The sequence below is a fragment of the Variovorax sp. H27-G14 genome, assembly GCF_046156345.1.
GTDB lineage: Bacteria > Pseudomonadota > Gammaproteobacteria > Burkholderiales > Burkholderiaceae_C > Variovorax.
This window is the reverse complement of the sequence record NZ_JAYLVN010000011.1, coordinates 91,190-113,044: the sequence shown is the minus strand read 5'-3', so window position 1 is coordinate 113,044 and position 21,855 is coordinate 91,190. Positions and strand designations below refer to the sequence as shown.

Genomic DNA, 21,855 nt, shown 5'->3' with positions numbered 1-21,855 from the left:
AAGGAGAACCCCATGAACAACGTCCTCAAGTCTTTCTTCGAAAGCTTCCTGCGCAGCCGCCACATGCTGCATCACTTCGAGCGCTGGCAATCGCTGCTGGGCTCGAAACCCGTCGCCGCCGGCTCGCTCAGCATACCGCCCGACATCGCCCGGGCCCTGAGCACCGCCTCGCGCACCGACGCCGGCGAAATGCTGGTCAAGCTCGACAGCTCCCCGCGCGGCCTCAGCGAAGGCCATGCCCAGGTGCTGCGCAAGCGCCTGGGCAGCAACGAGGTGCGCCACGAGCAGCCGCTGCCCTGGTGGCAGCACCTGTGGCAGTGCTACCGCAATCCGTTCAACCTGCTGTTGACGGTGCTGGCACTGGTCTCCTACATCACCGAGGACATGAAGGCCACGCTGGTCATCGGCAGCATGGTGGTGCTGTCGACGGTGCTGCGCTTTCTGCAGGAGTCGCGCTCCAACCAGGCGGCCGAACGGCTCAAGGCGATGGTGAGCAACACCTCCACGGTGCTGCGGCCCGCACCGGGCCAGAAGGCGGGCGCCGCGGGTGATGAAGGCTTCGACACCGCGCACACCGGCACGGTGCGCGTGGAGGTGCCGATGCGCGACCTGGTGCCCGGCGACGTGATCGCGCTCTCGGCCGGCGACATGATTCCCGCCGACTGCCGCCTCCTCACCGCCAAGGACATGTTCATCAGTCAGTCCGCGCTGACGGGCGAGGCCATGCCGGTCGAGAAGTTCGTGGTGGACCGCGGCGAGCACAGCGCCGGCGTGCTCGAACGCGAGAACCTGCTCTTCATGGGCACCAACGTGATCAGCGGCACGGCCACGGCGCTCATCGTGCACATGGGCGATCGCACCTTCTTCGGTGCGCTGGCGCAGCGCGTGACGGCCACCGACCGCGGCACCAGCGCGTTTCAGGCGGGCATCAACCGTGTGAGCTGGGTGCTGATTCGCTTCATGCTGGTGATGGCGCCGCTGGTACTGGTGATCAACGGCGTGGCCAAGGGCGACTGGTGGGAAGCGGCGCTGTTCGCGCTGTCGATCGCGGTGGGCCTCACGCCCGAGATGCTCCCGATGATCGTGACGGCGACGCTGGCCAAGGGCGCGGTGGTGATGTCGCGCCAGAAGGTGATCGTCAAAAGGCTGGAGGCCATTCACAACTTCGGCGCCATGGACGTGCTGTGCACCGACAAGACCGGCACGCTCACGCAGGACCGCATCGTGCTCGAGCGCCACACCAACGCCTGGGGCGAAGACTCCGACCACGTGCTGCAGTTTGCGTACCTCAACAGCTTTCACCAGACGGGGCTGAAGAACCTGCTCGACAAGGCGGTGCTGAGCCATGCCGAGATGCAGCTCGAAACGCGGCTGCAAACGGCCTACCGCAAGATCGACGAGGTGCCCTTCGACTTCTCTCGCCGCCGCATGTCGGTGGTGGTGGCGAACGGCGGCAGCGAGCACCTGCTGATCTGCAAGGGTGCGCTGGAAGAAATTCTGTCGGTGTGCACGTCGGTCGAGCGCGGCGCCGAGGTGCTGGCGCTCGACGCCGAGGTGATGGCGCGCATCCACCGCGTGGCGTCGGAGCTCAATGCCCTGGGCCTGCGCGTGGTGGCCGTGGCCAGCCGCGCGCTGAAGACCGAGGCGCAGAAACCGGCCTACGGCGTGGCCGATGAATCGGGCCTCACGCTGCTGGGGTATGTGGCTTTTCTCGATCCACCGAAGGAGTCGACCGCGCCCGCGCTGCGTGCGCTGGCGGAGCACGGTGTGGCCGTGAAGGTGCTGACGGGCGACAACGAACTGGTCACGCGCAAGGTGTGCGCTGATGTGGGCCTGGCGGCGGGGCGCATCGTGCTGGGCCGCGAGATCGAGGACATGGGTGACACCGACCTGCGCGTGCTGGTCGAGCAGCACCAGGTGTTCGCCAAGCTCACGCCGGCGCACAAGGAGCGCATCGTGCACGCGCTGCATGCCAACGGCCATGTGGTGGGCTTCATGGGCGACGGCATCAACGACGCGCCTGCGTTGCGCGCCGCGGACATCGGCATTTCGGTGGACGGCGCGGTGGACGTGGCCAAGGAGTCGGCCGACATCATCCTGCTGGAGAAGAGCCTGATGGTGCTGGAGCAGGGCGTGATCCAGGGGCGGCGCACGTTCGCGAACATGTTGAAGTACATCAAGCTCACTGCGAGCTCGAACTTCGGCAATGTGTTCTCGGTGCTGGTGGCCAGTGCGTTCTTGCCTTTTCTGCCGATGTTGCCGTTGCATCTGCTGGTGCAGAACCTGCTGTACGACGTGTCGCAGATCGCTATTCCGTTCGACAACGTGGACGAGGAATTTCTGAAGAGCCCGCAGCGCTGGAACCCCGCGGACCTGGGTCGCTTCATGGTGTTCTTCGGGCCGTTGAGTTCGGTGTTCGACCTTCTCACGTTCACGGTGATGTGGCATGTGTTCGCGGCCAACACGGTGGACCACCAGACGCTGTTTCAGTCGGGCTGGTTCGTGGAGGGGCTGCTGTCGCAGACGTTGATCGTGCACTTGATCCGCACCCGCAAGATCCCGTTCCTGCAAAGCCGCGCGGCATGGCCGTTGATGATCATGGGCGCTGCCATTGCGGCGGTGGGCATCTGGCTGCCCATGGGACCGCTCGCGCACTACTTCAAGCTGGAGGCACTGCCGTTGATGTACTTCCCCTGGCTTGTCGCGATGCTGGTTGGCTATGCGCTGCTGACGCAGGCTGTGAAGGGGTGGTATGCGCGGCGGTACGGGTGGCAGTGATTTTTTGACCCTGCGTGCTTGGTTTCTGGGCTCTTGTTCAGGGCGTGTGCACAGGCCGCCGGGTACTCCCCTCCGCGAATGTCCCCCGCTTCGCTCCTCCTTTATTTCGCTGCGGGGAGTACCCGACGCCCTGTGCACCTGGGCACGCTGCAGGTGTTCCGCCGATCAACCCCGGCCCTGAAAACGCTCACGTCGATGGGGTGCCTTGCGCAGCGAAACAAAGGAGGAGAGGCGGTAGCGCGAAGCCCCGGGGGACATTCGCGGAGCAAGGCACCCCGTCGGCGTGAGCGTCGCCCTGAACAGCAGCGCCAAGAACAACAGCGCCAAAAACAGACGTCCCAATGACACGCGCATGACACCCAACAGCAACAAACTGAACATCGGCATAAAAAAAGAAAGCCTCCAATGCAAGCCATCCAGAACATCAACCTGCACTCCCTGCTCGACACATTCGTCAGCGTGGCTGCAGCCTTCATTCTTGGGTCGTTGATCGGCCTCGAACGGCAAGTAAGACAACGCACAGCCGGCCTGCGAACCAATACATTGGTAGCGGTAGGTGCCGCAGTGTTCGTCGACCTCGCCAACCGCCTCGACGGCAGCGGCGGTGCCGTGCGCGTGGTCGCATATGTGGTGTCGGGCATCGGCTTTCTGGGCGCGGGCGCGATCATGAAAGAAGGCGCCAATGTCACGGGACTGAACACGGCGGCCACGCTGTGGGGGTCGGCCGCGGTGGGCGCCTGCGCGGGCGCGGATCTGTTGGGGGAAGCGGTGATTGCCGCGCTGTTCGTGCTGGCCAGCAACACGCTGCTGCGGCCCGTGGTGAACCGCATCAACCGCCAGCCGATCAGCGAAGAAGCCAGTGAAGCAACGTATGTGGTGCGCGTGATCTGCTCACGCGCGGCACGGCCCGAAGTGATGGACCAGCTGCTGCTGTTGCTGGAGGCCGCCAACTACCCGGTGCGCGATGTCGACCAGCACCCGTTCGGGCCGGCCGACACCGAGATCGGTGCGACGCTCTACGCAACAGCGGTCGAGCCCGCGGAGCTCGACCGGGTCATTGAAGACCTTGAATCACTCGACGGCGTGCAGCAGGCTTTCTGGAATGCCGCCGCCGAAGAGTGAACCGACTCAAACACCCATGATCGAAACAGCCTTGGTGTTCAGGTAAGCCTCGAGCGCCTCCGGGCCGCCTTCGGAACCGTAGCCCGAATCCTTCACGCCGCCGAAAGGCATTTCCGGCGACGGCGTGGCGGGCTGGTTGATCCACAGCATGCCCAGCTCGAGCTTCTGGCTCAGCAGGTGCGCATTCTTGATGGACTTGGTGAAGGCATAACCGGCCAGGCCGAACGGCAGGCGGTTGGCTTCTGCAATGGCTTCTTCCAGCGTGTCGAAACCGCGAATGGCGGCGATGGGGCCGAAGGGTTCGTTGTTGAACACGTCGGCGTCCAGCGGCACGTCGGTCAGCACGGTGGGGGCGAAGAAATTGCCGGTGTCGCCAATGCGCTCACCGCCCGCGGCCACGGTGGCGCCCTTCTTGCGCGCGTCGTCCAGCACATGGGCCATGGCCGTGAGGCGGCGTGCGTTGGCCAGCGGGCCGATGGTCGTGCCTTCGGCCAGGCCGTCGCCCATCTTCAGGCCTTCGGTGTACTTGACCAGCGTGCGGGCGAATTCTTCGCGCAGGCTGTTGTGCACCAGGAAGCGGGTCGGCGAAATGCAGACCTGGCCCGCGTTGCGGAACTTGGCGGCACCGGATGCCTTGACGGCCAGCGCCACGTCGGCGTCTTCGGCCACGATCACCGGGGCGTGACCGCCCAGTTCCATCGTGACGCGCTTCATGTGCGAACCGGCCAGCGCGGCCAGCTGCTTGCCCACCGGGGTCGAACCGGTGAAGGTGACCTTGCGGATGATCGGGTGGGAGATCAGGTAGTTCGAAATTTCAGCGGGGTTGCCGAACACCAGACCCACGGTGCCTGGGGGAATGCCGGCGTCGACAAAGGCCTGCAGCAGCGCGGCGGGCGATGCCGGGGTTTCTTCAGGCGCCTTCACCAGGAACGAGCAGCCGGTGGCCAGCGCGGCACCCAGCTTGCGCACGATCTGGTTGATGGGGAAGTTCCACGGCGTGAACGCGGCGACGGGGCCCAGCGGCTCCTTCAGCACGAGCTGCTGCGCGGCCAGGTTGCGCGAGGGCACGATGCGGCCATACACGCGGCGGCCTTCGTCGGCGAACCATTCGATGATGTCGGCGGCGGCCAGGGTTTCGCCCTTGGCTTCGGCCAGCGGCTTGCCCTGCTCTTGCGTCAGCAGCTTGGCAATGTCGCCAGCGCGCTCGCGGATCAGGCCGGCGGCACGGCGCATGACGGCGGCGCGCTCGTTGGCGGGCGTGTTGCGCCACTTGTCGAAACCGCGCTGGGCGGCGGCCAGGGCACGGTCGAGGTCGGCAATGCTGGCATGCGCCACCTTGCCGATGACCTTGCCGGTGGCGGGGTTCACAACGTCCAGGGTCTTGCCGCCGGTGGCGTCGACCCATTCGTTGTCGATCAGCAGGCGGGTGTCGGTGTAGGTGGCGGTCATGCGAACTTTTCCTTCGAGGACGGGATGATGAAAAGGGGGGAATCTGGATGCGCGACGCGGCACCCCACGGGGTGCGCTTGCAACAACGGCGGCAGCAGGCTGCCGGGTGCGTAGATTAACCCGAGTTAACAAACCTCGCCCCAGCGGGGGAACCCGCAGGTCGCCGTTGACACATGGCGGCTGGCACGCCTCCCTGCTGCCCCGGCCCCCGGCTCACAGCACCAGCAGCGCCCGGAAGTCGTTGACGTTGGTGTGCGTCGGCCCGGTCACGAACAGGTCGCCGATGGCGTCGAAGTAGCCGTACGCGTCGTTGCGGTCGAGGTGGTCAGACAGCTTCTTGCCGGCTGCGGTGGCACGCACCAGCGTGTCGGGCGTGACGAAGGCACCGGCGTTGTCTTCCACGCCGTCGATGCCGTCGGTGTCGGCCGCCAGCGCCCACACCTGCGCTTGGCCCATGAGCGCACCGGCCAGGCCCATGCAGAACTCGCCGGCCCGCCCGCCACGGCCGCGGGCCTGGCCCGGCTGGCGCGGGCGAATCGTTACTGTCGTCTCGCCGCCCGAAAGAATGACGCAGGGCCGTGCGAACGGCTCGCCGCGGTGCGCCACGGCACGTGCCAGCGCGGCATGCACCTTGCCGACCTCGCGCGATTCGCCTTCCATCTCGTCGCTGAGGATGTGCACCTCGATGCCCGCTTCGCGCGCCGCCTTGGCGGCCGCTTCGAGCGACTGCTGCGGCGTGGCGATCATGTGCGTCTGGTGGCCTTCGAAGACCGCATCGCCCGGCTTGGGCGTTTCGAGCGCGCCGCTTTGCAGCTGCGCGCGCACCGGTGCAGGCACTTCGATAGCGTAGCGGTCGAGGATGGCCAGCGCCTCGGCGCAGGTGGTGGCGTCGGGCACGGTGGGGCCGCTGGCGATGACGGCGGCGTCGTCGCCGGGCACGTCGCTGATCGTCAGCGTGACCACACGCGCCGGCGCGCAGGCGGCCGCAAGGCGCCCGCCCTTGATGCGCGACAGGTGCTTGCGCACGCAGTTCATTTCGCCGATGCCCGCGCCGCTTTCGAGCAGTTGCTTGTTGATGCGCTGCTTGTCGGCCAGCGTCAGGCCCTCGGCCGGCAGCACCAGCAGCGACGAGCCGCCACCCGAAATCAGGCACAGCACCAGGTCGTCGGCCGTGAGGCCCTGGGTCAGCGCCAGCATGCGCTCGGCGGCCTGCTGGCCGGCCGCGTCGGGCACGGGGTGCGCGGCCTCGACGAGCTCGATGCGCTGCGGCAAGCCCGCAGGGCGCGGCGGAATGTGGTCGTAACGCGTGACGACGAGCCCCGACAGCGGTGCGTCGGCCGGCCACAGTGCTTCTAGCGCCTGCACCATCGAGCCGCCGGCCTTGCCTGCGCCCAGCACCAGCGTGCGGCCTTTGGGTGGCGAAGGCAGGTGAGCGCCCAGCGTGGACAGCGGCAGCGCGCGGTCCACCGCCACGCGGTAGAGGTGTTCCAGAAAGGCGCGCGGTGCTTCGCGCGGATCGAGGGCGGGGCCGAAGGCGGGTGTCGGTGCGGTCATGGCTGCTTTGTCTCCAATGCGGCGATTGTGCTGCGGGCAAAACGCCCGCTCATCGCCCTTGTTGTCTGGTCTGCGCCGGTCTCTGACGGACCGTGTCTGCCGGTCTAGTTGGTCTTGGCGCCGGCCTGGAACCACCGGCTGATGAGCGCGCGCTCTTCGTCGGTGATGCCCGTGGCGTTGTTCATCGGCATGATCTTGGTGACCACCACCTGCTGGTAGATCGCCTGCGCATGCGCGGCCACCTGCTCGGGCGAATCGACGCGCACGTTCTTCATCTGCACGGCCGGGCCGTGGCACATGAAGCAGCGTTGCTCCAGCACCTTCTGCACTTGAGCGAACGGCACGGCGGGCGCGGCAACGGCGGACACCGCGGGTGCGGCCACGGGCTCGGGCTTCATCCAGACGATGGTCAGGCCCAGCACCACGATGCCCACCATCGCGTACGGCAGCGGGTTGCCCGCGTTGCCCAGCTTGAAGCGGTGGCGCACCACGAAGAACTGCCGAATGGCGGCGCCGCCGAGCATGATCAGCAGCAGCACCACCCAGTTGTACTTGTGGGTGTAGGTAAAGCTGTAATGGTTGCTCAGCATCGCAAACAGCACCGGCAGCGTGAAGTAGGTGTTGTGCACGCTGCGCTGCTTGCCGCGCTGGCCGTGCACCGGATCGACCGGGCGGCCTTCGCGCAGCGCCACCACGTTCTTGCGCTGGCCGGGAATGATCCAGAAGAACACGTTGCCGCTCATGGTGGTCGCCATCATGGCGCCCACCAGCAAGAAGGCCGCGCGGCCCGCGAACCACTGACAGGCCAGCCAAGTCGCAAAGACGATGAACAGCGCAATCAGCACGCCGACGATGGTGTCGCCGTTCTTGCGCCGGCCAAAGATCTGGCAGATGCCGTCGTACACCATCCAGAACACGACGAAGAAGGCTAGCGCCACGGCAATGGCGGCGCCGGGCTGCCAGTCCATCTTCGACTTGTCGATGAGGTACGTGCTCGCGTTCCACAGGTACGACATGGTGAACAGCGAGAAGCCGGTCAGCCAGGTGCTGTAGCTCTCCCAGTACGACCAGTGCAGGTGGTCCGGCAGCTTCTTGGGCGCCAGCGCGTACTTCTGCATGTTGTAGAAGCCGCCGCCGTGCACGGCCCACTGCTCGCCGCCCACGCCCTTGTCGAGCGACTCCGGGTCCTGCGGCTTCTCCAGGCTGTTGTCCAGCATCACGAAGTAGAAGGAGGCACCGATCCAGGCGATGGCGGTGATGACGTGAACCCAGCGCAAAAGCAGGTTGGCCCAGTCGAGGTAGTAACTTTCCATATGCTTCTCTCTCAACCCAGTTGGCGCGTGGGAACGCCAAGAAGGGGTTTCAGCCTGCTCACCACCGCGGGCACTGTAAGCAGAGAAAGTGCCGCGAACGCAGGCTCCATGAAATGGGCCTCGCTCCGCTGCGGCTTGTTGTGGACCGAAAGTGTATACAGTTTTGGCAAGGGACGGAATGGTTTTTCGAGGCAAGGTCGCCGGGGAAACCCTGTTCAGCCCAGCGATTGCAACAACTGTGCCGCCACCGCCACGGCGATGACCTCGGGCTCCTTGCCGGTGATGCCCGGCACGCCGATGGGGCAGGTGATGCGGGCCAGTTCGTCGGCGCTGAAACCCCGCGCCTCCAGCCGGTGGCTGAAGGTGGCCCACTTGGTCTTGCTGCCGATCAGGCCGATGTACGGCAGGTCGTTGCGCTCGCGCAGGCGCTTCAGGCAGGCGATGACGATGTCGAGGTCTTCGGCATGGCTGAAGCTCATGATGAGCACGCGGCTGCCGGGCGCCAGCGCGGCCACGGCGTCTTGTACCGGCTCTGAATGCTCGGTGTCGATCTGCGCGGGCAGCGCGTCGGGGAACACGCCGTCGCGGCTGTCGATCCAGCGCACCCCGAACGGCAGCCCGGCCAGCAACCGCGCCAGCGCGGCGCCCACATGGCCGCCGCCGAACAGCGCCACCGGCTTGAGCTGCGCGACCAGTTCGCGCTGCAATGCGGCTGCATCGGCCGACGTGATGCGCTGGTAAGACAGGTACATGACCCCGCCGCAGCACTGCCCCAGGCTGGGCCCCAGCGGGTAGCGCTGGATGCCGTCGAACGGTGCACGCGTGCCCGCCAGCAGATCGCGCGCTTCCTTCGTGGCCTGGAATTCGAGCTGCCCGCCGCCGATGGTGGCGGTCAGGCCGTCGGCCCACACCGCCATCCACGTGCCGGCCTCGCGCGGCGCGGAGCCCTGCGTGGACGTCACACGCACCAGCACGCCGTCTTCACGGCCAAGACGCGCCAGCAATTGATCGACCGCACCGCTCATCGTTGTCGATACCTTCGGTTGCCCCGCCCGTGAAGACTCACGGTATAAACCCGGCGATGAATCGCCAGCTTACGCCCCGCCGCCTTGCATGGACGGCCTTCGTTCTTTCTGCCTTCTGGCTCGCCGGTTGCGGCAGCACCGGCCCGGGGGCAGTGCCCGGCCAGTTGAGCAGTGCGTCCGCGCCCAGCGCATCCGCCGCCGGCCGCGCGCCGCGTGCATCGAGCGCCGCCACGCCGCGCGAGTACCGCCGCGATGCAGCCCGCCACATCTACGACATCAACCGCTCGCGCATCTACGGCGGGCAACTGCCGCCGATTTTGTATGCGGTCGGCACGTTGCAGGTGAACCTGGACGCGGGCGGCAAGGTGGTGTCGATGCACTGGCTGCGCGCGCCGCAGCATGCGCCCGAGGTGATTGCCGAGATCGAGCGCGCCGTGCTGCAGGCCGCGCCCTTCCCCGCCGCCACCCGCCTGGGCGCGGTCACCTGGACCGACACCTGGCTGTGGGACAAGAGCGGACGCTTTCAGCTCGATACGCTGACCGAAGGTCAGCAGCAGGGCGACTGACACATCAGGAGCCGCGGTAGGTGGAGTAGCTCCACGGGCTCACAAGCAGCGGCACGTGGTAGTGCTGACTGGTGTGCGCCACGCCGAAGTCCAGCGACACCTTGTTCAAGAAGTTCGGCTGCGGCAGCTCGACGCCGCGGGCCTTGAAGTAACCCGCCACGTCGAACACCAGACGGTAGGTGCCGGCCTTGAGCGAGTTGTTGTCGTACAGCGGCGCGTCGCTGCGGCCGTCCGCGTTCAGCGTGAAGCGTTTCACCAGCGTGGCGGCCTCGTCATGCGTGGTGTACAGCGCCACCTCCATGCCCGCGGCCGGGCCGCCATGCATCGTGTCCAGTACGTGAGTGCTCAGGCCCATGGGGAGCTCCTTGAAGGTCCAAAAATCGGATCGGGTGGTGCGGGATATTCCGGTGGACAAAAGTGTATACAGTTCCCGGCTTTGGGTCTATCATGAAAAACATGGAGTCCTCCACCACCCGTTCGATCGTCGATGCCCTCACCAAGGCCATCGTCGAGCACCGGCTTCAGCCGGGCACCAAGCTGGCCGAGCAGAAGCTGGCCGACCACTTCGGCGTGTCGCGCACGCTGGTGCGCCAAGCCCTGTTTCAGCTCTCGCAGAACAAGCTCATTCGCCTGGAGCCCGCGCGCGGCGCCTTCGTGGCCGCGCCGGCGGTCGACGAGGCCAAGCAGGTGTTCAAGGTGCGCCGCATGCTGGAGGCCGAGATGACGCGCGAGTTCGTGCGCACCGTCACGCCCGCCAAGATCAAGGCGCTGAAGGAACACGTGGCGCTTGAAAAGTCCGCCGTGTCGGGCGAAGACATTTCGGGCCGCACCGAGCTGCTCGGCGACTTCCACGTGCGCATGGCCGAGCTCATGGGCAACCAGGTGCTGGCGCAGATTCTGGGCGAGCTCATCTCGCGCTGCGCCCTCATCACGCTGATGTACCAGAGCACCAGCGCGGCCGAGCACTCCAACGACGAGCACGCCGACATCGTGAAGGCGCTGGCCGCGCGCGACGAAGAGCGCGCCGTGCGCCTCATGACGGAGCACCTGGAGCACGTGGAGGCCAACCTCACGTTCGACCGCAAGGTCCCGACCAACGACATCGCACTGGCGCTGTCCTGAAAAGCCTATGACTGTCTACGACACCACCCTGCCCTACCCCCGCGACCTGGTCGGCTACGGCCGCAACCCGCCGCATGCGCAATGGCCCGGCGGTGCGCGCGTGGCGGTGCAGTTCGTGCTGAACTACGAAGAAGGCGGAGAAAACGCCACGCTGCATGGCGACGCGGGCTCCGAGCAATTTCTCTCCGAGATGTTCAACCCGGCGAGCTACCCCGACCGGCACATCAGCATGGAAGGCATCTACGAGTACGGCTCGCGGGCCGGCGTGTGGCGCATCCTGCGCGAGTTCGAAAAGCGCGGCCTGCCGCTCACCGTGTTCGGCGTGGGCATGGCGCTGCAGCGCTACCCAGAGCTGACCGCCGCCTTCAAGGAACTGGGCCACGAAATCGCCTGCCACGGCTGGCGCTGGATCCATTACCAGAACCTGGACGAAGCCACCGAGCGCGAGCACATGCGCCTTGGCATGGAAGCCATCGAGCAGCTCACCGGCGAACGCGCCCTGGGCTGGTACACCGGGCGCGACAGCCCGCGCACGCGCCGCCTGGTGGCCGACTACGGCGGCTTCGAGTACGACAGCGACTACTACGGCGACGACCTGCCCTTCTGGATGAAGGTGCAAAAGACCGACGGCAGCGTGGTGCCGCAGCTCATCGTGCCGTACACGCTGGACGTGAACGACATGCGCTTTGCGCTGCCGCAGGGCTACTCGCACGCCGACCCGTTCTTTCAGTACATGAAGGACACCTTCGACGCGCTCTATGCCGAAGGCGACCCCGCTGGCGACAACAGCCCGAAGATGATGAGCATCGGCATGCACTGCCGCCTGCTCGGGCGGCCCGGGCGCATCACGGCGCTGCAGCGCTTTCTGGACCACATTGCCTCGCACGACAAGGTGTGGGTCTGCCGGCGCGTCGACATCGCGCGCCACTGGAAGCAAGCGCATCCCTTTGCACCCACCTGACGCCGGAGCCACAGCATGAGTCTCACCCCCTCCCCCACACCGTCCCCCACGCCCTCCCTGACTCTGGCCCGACTCAACGCGGCCGTGCCCGCCGAAGCCGTTGCGCTGCTCGACGGCGTCTACGAGCATTCGCCGTGGATCGCCCAGCGCGCGCTGCCCTCGCGCCCGTTCCGCTCGCTCGCGCACCTCAAGCATGCGCTGGTGCAGGCCCTGGCGGCATCCACCGTTGCCGAGCAAATCGGCCTGGTCCGCGCCCACCCCGAGCTGGCCGGCAAGGCCATGGTCAGCAAGACGCTGACGGCCGAGTCCACCAACGAGCAGAGCAAGGCCGGCCTGACCGACTGCACGCCTGAAGAGTTCGCGCAGATCCAGCAGCTCAACGCCGACTACAACGCCAAGTTCGGCTTTCCGTTCATCCTGGCGGTGCGCGGCCCACGCGGCACCGGGCTGGCCAAGCGCGAGATCATCGACACCTTCGCGCGCCGGCTGCACAACCATCCGTCGTTCGAGCTGGGCGAGGCGCTGCGCAACATCCACCGCATTGCAGAGATTCGCCTGAACGACAAGTTTGCGGCCGACGTCTCGCTCGGCAACGACGTGTGGGACTGGCAGGAGCAGCTCTCCGCGCACACCGACCCGGGCTACGCTGAAAAGGGCCAGCTCACCGTCACCTACCTGACCGACGCGCACCGCGCCTGCGCCGCGCAAATCTCCGCCCTGATGCGCGACTGCGGCTTCGACTCCGTGTACATCGACGCGGTCGGCAATGTGGTGGGCCGCTACGAGGCCACGCAGCCGGGCGCGCGCACGCTGCTCACCGGCTCGCACTACGACACGGTGCGCAACGGAGGCAAGTACGACGGGCGCCTGGGCATCTTCGTGCCGATGGCCTGCGTGCGCGAGCTCGAGAAGCAGAACCGCCGCCTGCCCTTCGCCTTCGAGGTGGTGGGTTTCGCGGAAGAAGAAGGCCAGCGCTACAAGGCCACCTTTCTGGGCTCGGGCGCGCTCATCGGCCACTTCGATGCGCGCTGGCTCGACCAGAAAGACGCCGACGGCATCACCATGCGCGAGGCCATGCAGCATGCGGGCCTGAACGAGGCCGACATTCCGAAGATCCAGCGCGACCCGTCGCGCTACCTCGGCTTTGTGGAAGTGCACATCGAGCAGGGCCCGGTGCTCACCGAGCTCGACCTGCCGCTGGGCATCGTCACCTCCATCAACGGCAGCGTGCGCTACGTGGGCGAGGTGATCGGCATGGCCAGCCACGCCGGCACCACGCCCATGGACCGGCGCCGCGACGCGGCCGCCGCGGTGGCCGAACTCATTCTGTACACCGAGCAGCGCGCCGCGAAAGACGGCAACTCGGTCGGCACCGTGGGCATGCTCGAGGTGCCCAGCGGCTCCATCAACGTGGTGCCGGGGCGCTGCAAGTTCAGCTTGGACCTGCGCGCGCCCAACAACGCGCAGCGCGACGCGCTGGCCAACGACGTGGTCAGTGCACTGAAGGACATCTGCGAGCGCCGCGGCGTGCGCTTGGAGCTGGAGGAAACCATGCGCGCCGCCGCCGCGCCGAGCGCGCCCGACTGGCAGCAGCGCTGGGAGAAGGCAGTCGACGCGCTGGGCATTCCGCTGTTCCGCATGCCCAGCGGCGCGGGCCACGACGCCATGAAGCTGCACGAGGTGATGCCGCAGGCCATGCTGTTCGTGCGCGGCATCAACTCGGGCATCAGCCACAACCCGCTCGAATCGAGCACCAACGACGACATCCAGCTTGCCGTGCAGGCGTTCCAGCTTTTGCTGAACAACCTTGCCGCCGAACAAGCCCACTGATTCACAGAAGAACAAACATGACCGACTACGCAAAGCTCGACGCCTGGATCGACGCGCACTTCGACGAAGAAGTGAAGTTTCTGCAGCAACTGGTGCAGGTGCCCACCGACACCCCACCCGGCAACAACGCGCCGCACGCCGAGCGCACCGCCGAGCTGTTGAAAGACTTTGGCCTCGACGCCGAGAAGCACGCCGTGCCCGCGCAGGACGTGAAGGACTACGGCCTTGAATCGATCACCAACCTGATCGTGCGCCGCAAATACGGCAACGACGGCAAGGACAGCGGTGGTGGCCTCACCGTGGCCCTGAACGCCCACGGCGACGTGGTGCCCCCCGGAGAAGGCTGGACGCACCCGCCCTACGGCGGCGAGATTGCCGACGGCAGCCTCTACGGCCGCGCCGCCGCGGTGAGCAAGAGCGACTTCGCCAGCTTCACCTTTGCGCTGCGCGCACTCGAAGCCGTGGCCAAGCCGACCAAAGGCAGCGTGGAGCTGCACTTCACCTACGACGAAGAATTCGGCGGCATCCTCGGCCCTGGCTGGCTGCTGAAAAACGGCCTCACCAAGCCCGACCTGATGATTGCGGCCGGCTTCAGCTACGAAGTGGTCACCGCGCACAACGGCTGCCTGCAGATGGAAGTGACGGTGCACGGCAAGATGGCCCACGCGGCCATTCCCACTTCGGGCATCGATGCGCTGCAGGGCGCGGTGAAGATCCTGAACGCGCTGTATGCGCAGAACGCGCTGTACCAGCAGGTGACGTCCAAGGTCGAGGGCATCACGCATCCCTACCTGAACGTGGGCCGCGTCGAAGGCGGCACCAACACCAACGTGGTGCCCGGCAAGGTGGTGTTCAAGCTGGACCGCCGCATGATCCCCGAGGAGAACCCGGCCGAGGTCGAGGCCAACATCCGCCAGGTGATTGCCGATGCCGCCGCCGAGAGCGCGGGTATCACGGTGGACATCAAGCGCCTGCTGCTCGCCAACTCGATGCAGCCGCTGGCGGGCAACAAGCCGCTGGTCGACGCCATCCAGAAGCACGGCGGCGAGCTGTTCGGCGAGCCCATCAAGGCCATGGGCACGCCGCTTTACACCGACGTGCGCCTGTACGGCGAAGCCGGCATTCCGGGCGTGATCTACGGGGCCGGCCCGCGCACCGTGCTGGAGTCGCATGCCAAGCGCAGCGACGAGCGCGTGCTGCTGGAAGACCTGCGCCGCGCCACCAAGGTGATTGCGCGCACGCTGAGCGACCTGCTGGCCTGAGCCTCTTCCAGGCGGAGCAACGACCCGGCCCCTTTTGCAGAGTCTGCAGAGTCTGCAGAGGGGCCGGGTCGGTTCAATTCTGGAGGGTCAGGCCGCGCTGACGGGCGCGGGCGCCAGCAGCAACAGCCGCGCCACGTCCCATGCCGTCACATCGGCCAGCGGTGCCGGGCGCGCCAGGTGGTAGCCCTGCACCAGCTTGCAGCCCAGGGCGCGCAGCGCATCGAGCTCGGCCTGCGTTTCCACGCCCTCGGCCACCACCTGGATGTTCAGCGAGCGCCCGAGCTGAACGATGGCATCGACCAGCACCACATTGCCCGGCGACGACGACAGCCCCAGGATGAAGCTGCGGTCGATCTTGACCTGGCGCACATACTCGCTGCGCAGCGAGGCCAGTGACGAATAGCCCACGCCGAAGTCGTCCACCACAATGGCCACGCCCGCGGCCGACAGCGCGCTCAGGCGGCTGCGCGTGGCATGCGTGTCCAGCGCCACTTCTTCGGTGATTTCGATCTGCAGCCGGCGCGGCGCAATGCCGCGCGACTTCAGCAGGCCCAGCACGATGTCGTCGACCGCCAGCTGCGCCATTTCGCGCGGCGACACGTTGATGGCAATCGGCACGCCCGCCAGCCCCGAGCCCACCGCCTCCAGCTGGCGCATGCCGCGGCAGACTTCGTCGACCAGGTGGCGCAGCAGCGGTTCGGCCAGACCGGTGTTGGCGGCCGCGAAGATCACTTCCTCCGGCGAGATGTAGCCGTGGCGCGGGTGGTTCCAGCGCATCAGCGCTTCCAGGCTGTGCACCTCGTGGCCGTCGCAGGCCATGATGGGCTGGTACCAGACGCCGATGGCGCGCGCCTCGATGGCGTGGAGCAGGTCGCGCTCCACGTCGCGCCGCGTGGCCAGGCGCTGGTTGAGCGCCGTGTCGAACACCTGGAAGCGGTTGCGCCCCGTGCGCTTGGCCTCGTAGAGCGCTTCGTCGGCAAAGCTGATCATGTCGGCAATTTCGGCGTCGTCCGTCACCGCGATGCCGATGCTCACGCCCAGGTGGCCGCCGTAGTGCGCGGTGGCGAACGAAATGGAACGGATCAGCGCCTGCGCGATGGCCGTTGGCGCCTGGCGCTCTTCGCGCAGGGTGTAGAGCACCGCGAATTCGTCGCCGCCCCAGCGGCCCAGAATGGCCTGCATGTCGCCCAGTTCGCGCCGCAGCCAGCCGGCCACGTCCTGCAGCACGCGGTCGCCCACCTTGTGGCCGAAGGCGTCGTTCACCGCCTTGAAGCCGTCGAGGTCGAGCAGCAGCAGGCCTTGCTGGCGGCCGTCCGGCGAAGCGATGTGCAGCGTGGCCGCCTCGGTGAAACCTTCGCGGTTGAGCAGGCCGGTAAGCGAATCGTGCGAGGCACGAAACGCCAGCTGCTGCGTGGCGTCGAGCGACAGCGCATGCACCTGGCGCAACTGCACGGCCAACGCGGTGGCCTCGTTCTTCAGGCGGCTTCCTTCGCGGAACGCCTTTTCGCTTTGCAGCGCGCTGCGCGCCAGCGCTGCGAGGTACAGCAGCACAATCGCGGCCAGGGCCAGATTGTCGAAGCCGCCCGCATACACCAGGCAGCCGACCACCGACAGCAGCGCGGGCGTGATGAAGCTGATGGGCACCAGCGCATAGGCGGCGCCGTAGGTGACCGACCCCGCGCTGATGCCGCACACCACCGTCAGATAGAACACGGCCTGCGGCGACGAGTAGCCGCTGCACAGCAGCGGAATGAGCGCCCAGACGCAGCCCGACAGCACCGCCATGCCGGCGGCCAGCCGCAGGTGCCAGTCGACCGGGCGGGCCCGGGCCGAGACGGCCACGCCGCTCTCGGTCGCCACGCCGGGCGACGGTGCGAACGGCAGGCGGCTCGCGTAGCTGCGCAACCCGTTCACCACCAAAGACAGCAGCAGCCAGCTCAGGCCTTCGAACGCCTTGCCCGAGTTCAAGGCCACCAGCGTCGCGGTGAAGCTCAGCACCACGTTGATTGGAATGGCCGAAAGCACGCTGCGCCGCACCACCACGAGTTGATCGGTGCGCACCATGCGGGACAGCACCTCGCCATCGACGGAAGCGGTAAGCGAAGGGGGGGGCGCGCTGGAATTCATGGAAGGGCCACAGTTTATAGAGCGCGCACCGGCATACGGTTCGTTTCGGGGCTTTGGCGACCAAATTTAAAACGCCGTGCGCGCGCACTTTCGTTTCGCTTTCATCTGGCCGTCACGACGCGCCAACAGACTCGGCGGCTCCACTGGACGCCCGCATTTCACGCGGGTGTCATCGTTTTTCAACCGCCATGATCTCCCTCTCGACTCCCCCTTCCCTGCCTGCCGGCCTGCCGTTTCGTCGCACCCTGTTTTCCACCCTTGCCATCGGCACGCTGATGCTGGCCGGCTGTGGCGGCGGCTCCAACGGAAGTGCCTTTTTTCCGGTGATGCCCACCGCGCCTGCCACGCCTGTCGCTGCCGCGCCGGCCGCCCCCGTGGCGCCGGTCGACCCCACCCCCGCCACCCCACCCGGTCGCTGGACCGTGGGCGACCTGCACGTTCACACGATGCAGTCGGACGACACCCAGCAGGTCTCCACGCTCGACCAGGTGCTGGCCCTGGCATTCGACCGCTTCGGCCTCGACTGGGCCGCCCTGTCCGACCACCTGCGCCTGTCGTCCTATGACAACGACGGCCGCCTGCTGCCCGCGCAGATTCCGTTCTCCGAAGGCATGGCCAAGTACCAGGTGCCGCGCATCAAGGCGCTGCAGGCCGGCGGCAAGTACGCCGACAAGACGATCTTCGCGTCCTTCGAATGGGACATGCCCTCGCACGACCACGGCAATGTGGGCATCCTGACCGACGCCCCCATGTCCGCCGCCGCGCTGAAGGCCGCGAGCCAGTTCGAGTACCTGTTCACCAACCGCGACGCCGCGCTGTTCCCGCCGGCCGACGTCAGCGCCTGGGGGCCGAAGGCCGGCACCACCTACTCCACCCACGCCGAGACCCTGTCGGCCATCGCCTGGCTCAAGAAGAACTACCCCGACAGCAGCTACCTGCAGATCAACCACCCCTCGCGCAACCCCGGCAAGTACACGGCCGCGCAGCTGCGCGAGATGAACGACCTGGCGCCGAACATCGTGTTCTCGCTCGAAGGCATGGTCGGCAACCAGATGGAGCCCGACCGCGGCGGCTACACCAGCGCCTACATTCCCGCCAACCTGCCCTCGCGCACCTACGGCGGCGTCGACTACCTGGTGGCCAGGCTCGGCGGCACCTGGGACGCGCTGCTGTCCGAAGGCCGCCACATCTGGAACGTGGCCGACTCCGACTACCACTTCACCACCTCCAAGGGCCTGTACAGCAGCGGCTACGCGCCCGGCGAGTACGCGCGCAACCACCTGTGGGGCGACGTCAAGGAGCCGAAGTCGCTGCTCGAGGCCATGCGCTCGGGCAAGCTCTTCGCGGTGAACGGCGGCCTGATCGACACGCTCGACTTCAAGGTGCAAAGCGCCAAGGGCGCGGGCGAAATGGGCTCGGACGTGGCGGCCAAGGCGGGTGAAGACCTGAAGATCACCATTCGCTTCAAGAGCCCGGAGCGCAACAACTTCGAGTATCTGCTGGGCAGCGGCATGTACGCCAACGTGAAGCCGGTGGTCGACCACATCGACCTGATTGCCGGCGACGTGACCGGCCCGGAGACACCGGGCACCCCGGGCTATGCGCGCGACACCAACCCGTCGACCCGCGTGGTCAAGCGCTTCACCCGCGCCGACTGGAAGCTGGACGCCGACGGCTACTTCGCGGTGAGCTACACCGTGAAGGCCGGCAACAACCAGTATTTCCGCCTGCGCGGCACCAACCTGGGCACCGACGTGCCCAACGAAACCGCGGGCGGCGAGCCCCTGGCCGACACGCAGACCACCGGCACCGACAACGTGGCGCGCTTCAACGCCATCAACGCGCGCAACTACAGCGACCTGTGGTTCTATTCGAACCCGGTGTTCGTGAAGGTTGCGGCGCTGTAGGGCGCAACCGCGGCACGGGCGCGTGCAGGGTGCAGGGTGGCGGCCAGCCGGCGGCGACAATCCGTCGTTTTCCGCCACCTGCTGCCGCACATCCCGATGATGTTCCGCCTTCTGCCACGCGGCACCCACCGTGCCACCACTCGCGCTGCCGCCCACGTATTCCTGTGCATTGCCGCGCTGCGACGCGCGTGGCGGCTGCTGCTGGCCGCCGCGCTCGCGCTGGTGCTGTCGGGCATCGGCATGGCTGCGGCAGAGGCCCAGCCGGCCGATGCACAGCGCGAGCCCCTGCGCGTGTCGCGCCAGCCCCAGGGCCTGCAGGCCGTGCAGCGGCTGCAGGTGTTCGAGGACGAGAGCCGCTCGCTCCGCATCGAGCAGGTGCGCACGCCAGCGCAGGAAGCGCGCTTCGCCTACCCCGACGCGCCCTTGCGAGGCAAGGAGTCCGACCGCGTGCTGTGGTTCAAGCTGCAGATGCAGCTTGCCGACCCGGCCGATGCCCCACGCGAATGGCTGATGCTGGTGCCGACCGTCTCCACGCACGAGCTGCGCTTTTACGGCCCCTACGACGAGAACGGCCAGGCGCTGGCCGAGCCGGTGGTCACCGGCATGCGCCATCCCTGGGCCAGCCGGCCGGCCGCGTCCGAGCAGATGGCCTGGCGCTTCAAGCTGCCCGGCCCGGGCACGTACACCGCGTATTTCAGGGTCGAGTCGACCTTCGCGCGCATCTACGACGTCAAGGTGTGGGACCCGGCCGACTACCTGCAGTCGACCCAGGACAAGCGCATGTTCGACGGCGTGAGCTACGGCGTGCTGATCGGCCTGATGGTGTACGGCCTGGTGCTGTTCAAGGTGTTCGGCGAAGGGCTGTACGGCTTCTACATGCTGTCTTGCGCCTGCGGCGTGCTGGCGCTGGCCAGCATCAACGGCCACGCCTTGCGCTACCCGTTCGCGCACTGGCCCGCGGCGGCCGGCTTCGCCTACACGGCGGGGCCCGCGCTGTGGGCCATCTGCAAGCTGCAGTTCGGCCGCCGGCTGCTGCGGCTGCGCCACTTCGCGCCGCGCCTGGACTGGCTGGTGCAGGCCTTCACGGTTGCGCTGGCGCTGGCCATTCCGTATGCCAACTGGGGCGCCCACCCGCTCATGACCTTCCAGCTGGTGCAGGTCTCGGTGGTGGCATCGACCGTGGTGATGGTGATTGGCGCGCTGATCGCGATGCGCAGGCGCTACTGGCCGGCGGTGCTGTACTTCTTCGGCGTGGCACTGCTGCTGGGCGGCGTGGGGGCGATCGTGATCGCAAGCTGGGGCTGGATCGAATGGGCGCCCAACCAGATGAACATCACGCAGGGCGCGCTGGTGGCCGAGCTGATTGTGTTTGCCGTGGCGATGGGCTCGCGCCTGCAGCTTGTGCTGCGCTCCGAGCAAGCCCTCACCGCGCGCACGCAGCAGCTGGTGGAGGCGCTGGGCACCGACGCGCTCACCGGCGCGGCCAGCCGCGCCGGCTTTGAAAGCCGCGGCGAGGAATGGCTGCTGGCGCGGCAGCCCTTTGCGCTGATGCTGCTGGACCTGGACGGCTTCAAGGGCGTGAACGACGCGCACGGCCACGCCGCGGGCGACCAGGTGCTGATGGCCATCGCGCAGCGGCTGCGCCAGCAACTGCGCCAGGACGACCTGGTGGCACGCCTCGGCGGCGACGAGTTCGCGGTGCTGGTGCGTGGCACGCAAACGCGCGAGGTCATGAGCCTCATGGCCCGCCGCATGATCGACGCCGGCACGCAGCCGGTGCACTACGAGGGCCGCAGCGTCGCGGTGGGCATGAGCCTGGGCATTGCCTGCCACCCGGGCGACGGCGACACGCTGGCCCGGCTGCTGCGCTCGGCCGACCGGGCGATGTACCACGTCAAGCAGCACCGCGAGGGCCCCTCGTTCATCTTCGCCGCCGACCTTGCGGCCCACCTCGCGGCCATGGGCACGCCGCAGACCCAGCCCGCACGGCTGGAGGCGCAAGGCGCGAACGGCCAGACGGCGCTGTGAGGCCGGTAGGTCGCCGGTAGGTTGCCGGTAAGTCGCCAACAGGCCTCCAGCAAGCCGTTGCACGCGCAGCCGAAGTCGCCGAGCACCACGGCGTTCTCGGGCTGCTGCCCTACGAACAGCGGCTCGGGCAGCCCGTAAAAACGGGACATTCAACTTTGGAGTTCCCCATGGCAGCCCCCTCCCGCAGCAAGAAGACCGAATCAGGCCGCGCCTCGCCGGCCGCGAGCGAAGTCAAGCCCGACCTGAAGCAGCCAAGCCACGAAACCCAGAAGTTCGGCGAGATCGTGAAGATGCCCAACGGCCTGTCGGAGAAGGTCTGCAAGGACAGCGTGGCGTTGCTCAACCAGTGCCTGGCCGACACCATTACCTTGCGCGACATGTACAAGAAGCACCACTGGCAAGTGGTCGGCCCCACCTTCAACCAGCTGCACCTGATGTACGACCAGCACTTCGAGGCGCAAGTGCTGCTGGTGGACATCCTGGCCGAACGCATTCAGCTGCTGGGCGGCATTGCGCTGGCCATGGCTGCCGACATTGCCGAGACCACCAAGATCGAGCGCCCGCCGCGTGGCCGCGAGCCCGCCGCCGTGCAGATCCGCCGACTGGCCGAGGCGCATGAGCTCATCATCATTGCGGCGCGCAAGGCGGCCAAGGCGGTGGACGAGTCGGGCGACGACGGCAGCAACGACGTGTTCGTAAGCAACGTGCTGCGCACGAACGAGCTGCAGGTGTGGTTCCTGACGGAGCACCTGGTCGCTGCCTCGCCCGTGACGGCCTGAGCCTGAGCAAGCCAGCGCGCGAACCGCGCTGG

General features: G+C 67.2%; 16 protein-coding genes. 10 read left to right on the top strand and 6 right to left on the bottom strand.

All coding sequences use genetic code 11. From position 1 onward, the window contains the following. Positions 1 to 12 precede the first annotated feature (12 nt). Both mgtA and VLK31_RS23330 read left to right on the top strand, forming a co-directional pair. A complete protein-coding gene (mgtA, locus tag VLK31_RS23335; protein ID WP_409170836.1) occupies positions 13 to 2,778 on the top strand; it encodes a magnesium-translocating P-type ATPase in 2,766 nt (921 codons plus the stop codon). A 405-nt stretch (positions 2,779 to 3,183) separates the two neighbouring features. Then, positions 3,184 to 3,900: an MgtC/SapB family protein gene (locus VLK31_RS23330; protein WP_409170835.1), complete on the top strand. Its 717-nt coding sequence runs from the start codon at positions 3,184 to 3,186 to the stop codon at positions 3,898 to 3,900. 6 nt (positions 3,901 to 3,906) lie between these two features. Here the strand turns inward: VLK31_RS23330 and VLK31_RS23325 are convergent, their stop codons facing one another. From VLK31_RS23325 to xdhC, 4 genes are all read right to left on the bottom strand, one after another. Continuing rightward, entirely contained in the window at positions 3,907 to 5,349 is a 1,443-nt protein-coding gene (locus VLK31_RS23325) for an NAD-dependent succinate-semialdehyde dehydrogenase (protein WP_409170834.1), read from the bottom strand. Between the two features lie 213 nt (positions 5,350 to 5,562). Beyond that, complete coding sequence (locus tag VLK31_RS23320; protein WP_409170833.1) at positions 5,563 to 6,903, bottom strand: glycerate kinase; 1,341 nt, start codon at positions 6,901 to 6,903, stop codon at positions 5,563 to 5,565. A gap of 104 nt (positions 6,904 to 7,007) precedes the next feature. Then, on the bottom strand, positions 7,008 to 8,216 hold the full coding sequence (locus VLK31_RS23315; RefSeq protein ID WP_409170832.1) for a urate hydroxylase PuuD: 1,209 nt from the start codon (positions 8,214 to 8,216) through the stop codon (positions 7,008 to 7,010). A gap of 215 nt (positions 8,217 to 8,431) precedes the next feature. After that, positions 8,432 to 9,241, bottom strand: a complete 810-nt coding sequence (xdhC, locus tag VLK31_RS23310; RefSeq protein WP_409170831.1) for a xanthine dehydrogenase accessory protein XdhC — start codon at positions 9,239 to 9,241, stop codon at positions 8,432 to 8,434. Between the two features lie 56 nt (positions 9,242 to 9,297). On the opposite strand from xdhC, the gene VLK31_RS23305 reads away from it, so the two are divergent. Then, entirely contained in the window at positions 9,298 to 9,807 is a 510-nt protein-coding gene (locus VLK31_RS23305) for a hypothetical protein (protein WP_409170830.1), read from the top strand. A 4-nt stretch (positions 9,808 to 9,811) separates the two neighbouring features. On the opposite strand, the gene uraH is transcribed toward VLK31_RS23305, so the two are convergent. Further along, complete coding sequence (gene uraH, locus VLK31_RS23300; protein WP_409170829.1) at positions 9,812 to 10,162, bottom strand: hydroxyisourate hydrolase; 351 nt, start codon at positions 10,160 to 10,162, stop codon at positions 9,812 to 9,814. Positions 10,163 to 10,254: 92 nt separating this feature from the next. On the opposite strand from uraH, the gene VLK31_RS23295 reads away from it, so the two are divergent. The 4 genes from VLK31_RS23295 to VLK31_RS23280 are packed head-to-tail and all read left to right on the top strand — an operon-like array spanning position 10,255 to position 14,982. After that, entirely contained in the window at positions 10,255 to 10,929 is a 675-nt protein-coding gene (locus VLK31_RS23295; protein ID WP_409170828.1) for a GntR family transcriptional regulator, read from the top strand. A gap of 7 nt (positions 10,930 to 10,936) precedes the next feature. Further along, complete coding sequence (puuE, locus tag VLK31_RS23290; protein ID WP_409170827.1) at positions 10,937 to 11,890, top strand: allantoinase PuuE; 954 nt, start codon at positions 10,937 to 10,939, stop codon at positions 11,888 to 11,890. A 15-nt stretch (positions 11,891 to 11,905) separates the two neighbouring features. Then, positions 11,906 to 13,720, top strand: a complete 1,815-nt coding sequence (uraD, locus tag VLK31_RS23285; RefSeq protein WP_409170826.1) for a 2-oxo-4-hydroxy-4-carboxy-5-ureidoimidazoline decarboxylase — start codon at positions 11,906 to 11,908, stop codon at positions 13,718 to 13,720. Between the two features lie 17 nt (positions 13,721 to 13,737). Continuing rightward, positions 13,738 to 14,982 carry a M20 family metallopeptidase gene (locus tag VLK31_RS23280; RefSeq protein WP_409170825.1) on the top strand — a complete coding sequence of 415 codons (1,245 nt, stop codon included), beginning with the start codon at positions 13,738 to 13,740 and terminating at the stop codon, positions 14,980 to 14,982. Between the two features lie 87 nt (positions 14,983 to 15,069). Here VLK31_RS23280 and VLK31_RS23275 read toward each other — a convergent pair whose 3' ends face one another. Next, the gene (locus VLK31_RS23275; protein WP_409170824.1) at positions 15,070 to 17,109 is read right to left on the bottom strand and encodes a putative bifunctional diguanylate cyclase/phosphodiesterase; all 2,040 of its coding nucleotides are present in this window, start codon (positions 17,107 to 17,109) and stop codon (positions 15,070 to 15,072) included. Positions 17,110 to 17,297: 188 nt separating this feature from the next. Between VLK31_RS23275 and VLK31_RS23270 the strand changes: the two genes are divergently transcribed. The 3 genes from VLK31_RS23270 to VLK31_RS23260 all read left to right on the top strand — a co-directional run bounded on the left by VLK31_RS23270 (position 17,298) and on the right by VLK31_RS23260 (position 21,823). After that, positions 17,298 to 19,016 carry an S-layer protein gene (locus VLK31_RS23270; protein ID WP_409170823.1) on the top strand — a complete coding sequence of 573 codons (1,719 nt, stop codon included), beginning with the start codon at positions 17,298 to 17,300 and terminating at the stop codon, positions 19,014 to 19,016. 96 nt (positions 19,017 to 19,112) lie between these two features. Further along, positions 19,113 to 21,044 carry a diguanylate cyclase domain-containing protein gene (locus tag VLK31_RS23265; protein WP_409170822.1) on the top strand — a complete coding sequence of 644 codons (1,932 nt, stop codon included), beginning with the start codon at positions 19,113 to 19,115 and terminating at the stop codon, positions 21,042 to 21,044. 167 nt (positions 21,045 to 21,211) lie between these two features. Beyond that, a complete protein-coding gene (locus tag VLK31_RS23260; RefSeq protein WP_409170821.1) occupies positions 21,212 to 21,823 on the top strand; it encodes a Dps family protein in 612 nt (203 codons plus the stop codon). Positions 21,824 to 21,855: the final 32 nt, after the last annotated feature.

Coding starts and splice junctions, on each gene's coding strand:
- uraH (WP_409170829.1), bottom strand. CDS start 10,162: ATGGGCCTGAGCACTCACGTACTGGACACGATGCATGGCGGCCCGGCC.
- mgtA (WP_409170836.1), top strand. CDS start 13: ATGAACAACGTCCTCAAGTCTTTCTTCGAAAGCTTCCTGCGCAGCCGC.
- VLK31_RS23295 (WP_409170828.1), top strand. CDS start 10,255: ATGAAAAACATGGAGTCCTCCACCACCCGTTCGATCGTCGATGCCCTC.
- uraD (WP_409170826.1), top strand. CDS start 11,906: ATGAGTCTCACCCCCTCCCCCACACCGTCCCCCACGCCCTCCCTGACT.
- VLK31_RS23330 (WP_409170835.1), top strand. CDS start 3,184: ATGCAAGCCATCCAGAACATCAACCTGCACTCCCTGCTCGACACATTC.
- VLK31_RS23320 (WP_409170833.1), bottom strand. CDS start 6,903: ATGACCGCACCGACACCCGCCTTCGGCCCCGCCCTCGATCCGCGCGAA.
- VLK31_RS23265 (WP_409170822.1), top strand. CDS start 19,113: ATGATGTTCCGCCTTCTGCCACGCGGCACCCACCGTGCCACCACTCGC.
- VLK31_RS23280 (WP_409170825.1), top strand. CDS start 13,738: ATGACCGACTACGCAAAGCTCGACGCCTGGATCGACGCGCACTTCGAC.
- VLK31_RS23275 (WP_409170824.1), bottom strand. CDS start 17,109: ATGAATTCCAGCGCGCCCCCCCCTTCGCTTACCGCTTCCGTCGATGGC.
- VLK31_RS23315 (WP_409170832.1), bottom strand. CDS start 8,216: ATGGAAAGTTACTACCTCGACTGGGCCAACCTGCTTTTGCGCTGGGTT.
- VLK31_RS23260 (WP_409170821.1), top strand. CDS start 21,212: ATGGCAGCCCCCTCCCGCAGCAAGAAGACCGAATCAGGCCGCGCCTCG.
- puuE (WP_409170827.1), top strand. CDS start 10,937: ATGACTGTCTACGACACCACCCTGCCCTACCCCCGCGACCTGGTCGGC.
- VLK31_RS23325 (WP_409170834.1), bottom strand. CDS start 5,349: ATGACCGCCACCTACACCGACACCCGCCTGCTGATCGACAACGAATGG.
- VLK31_RS23305 (WP_409170830.1), top strand. CDS start 9,298: ATGAATCGCCAGCTTACGCCCCGCCGCCTTGCATGGACGGCCTTCGTT.
- VLK31_RS23270 (WP_409170823.1), top strand. CDS start 17,298: ATGATCTCCCTCTCGACTCCCCCTTCCCTGCCTGCCGGCCTGCCGTTT.
- xdhC (WP_409170831.1), bottom strand. CDS start 9,241: ATGAGCGGTGCGGTCGATCAATTGCTGGCGCGTCTTGGCCGTGAAGAC.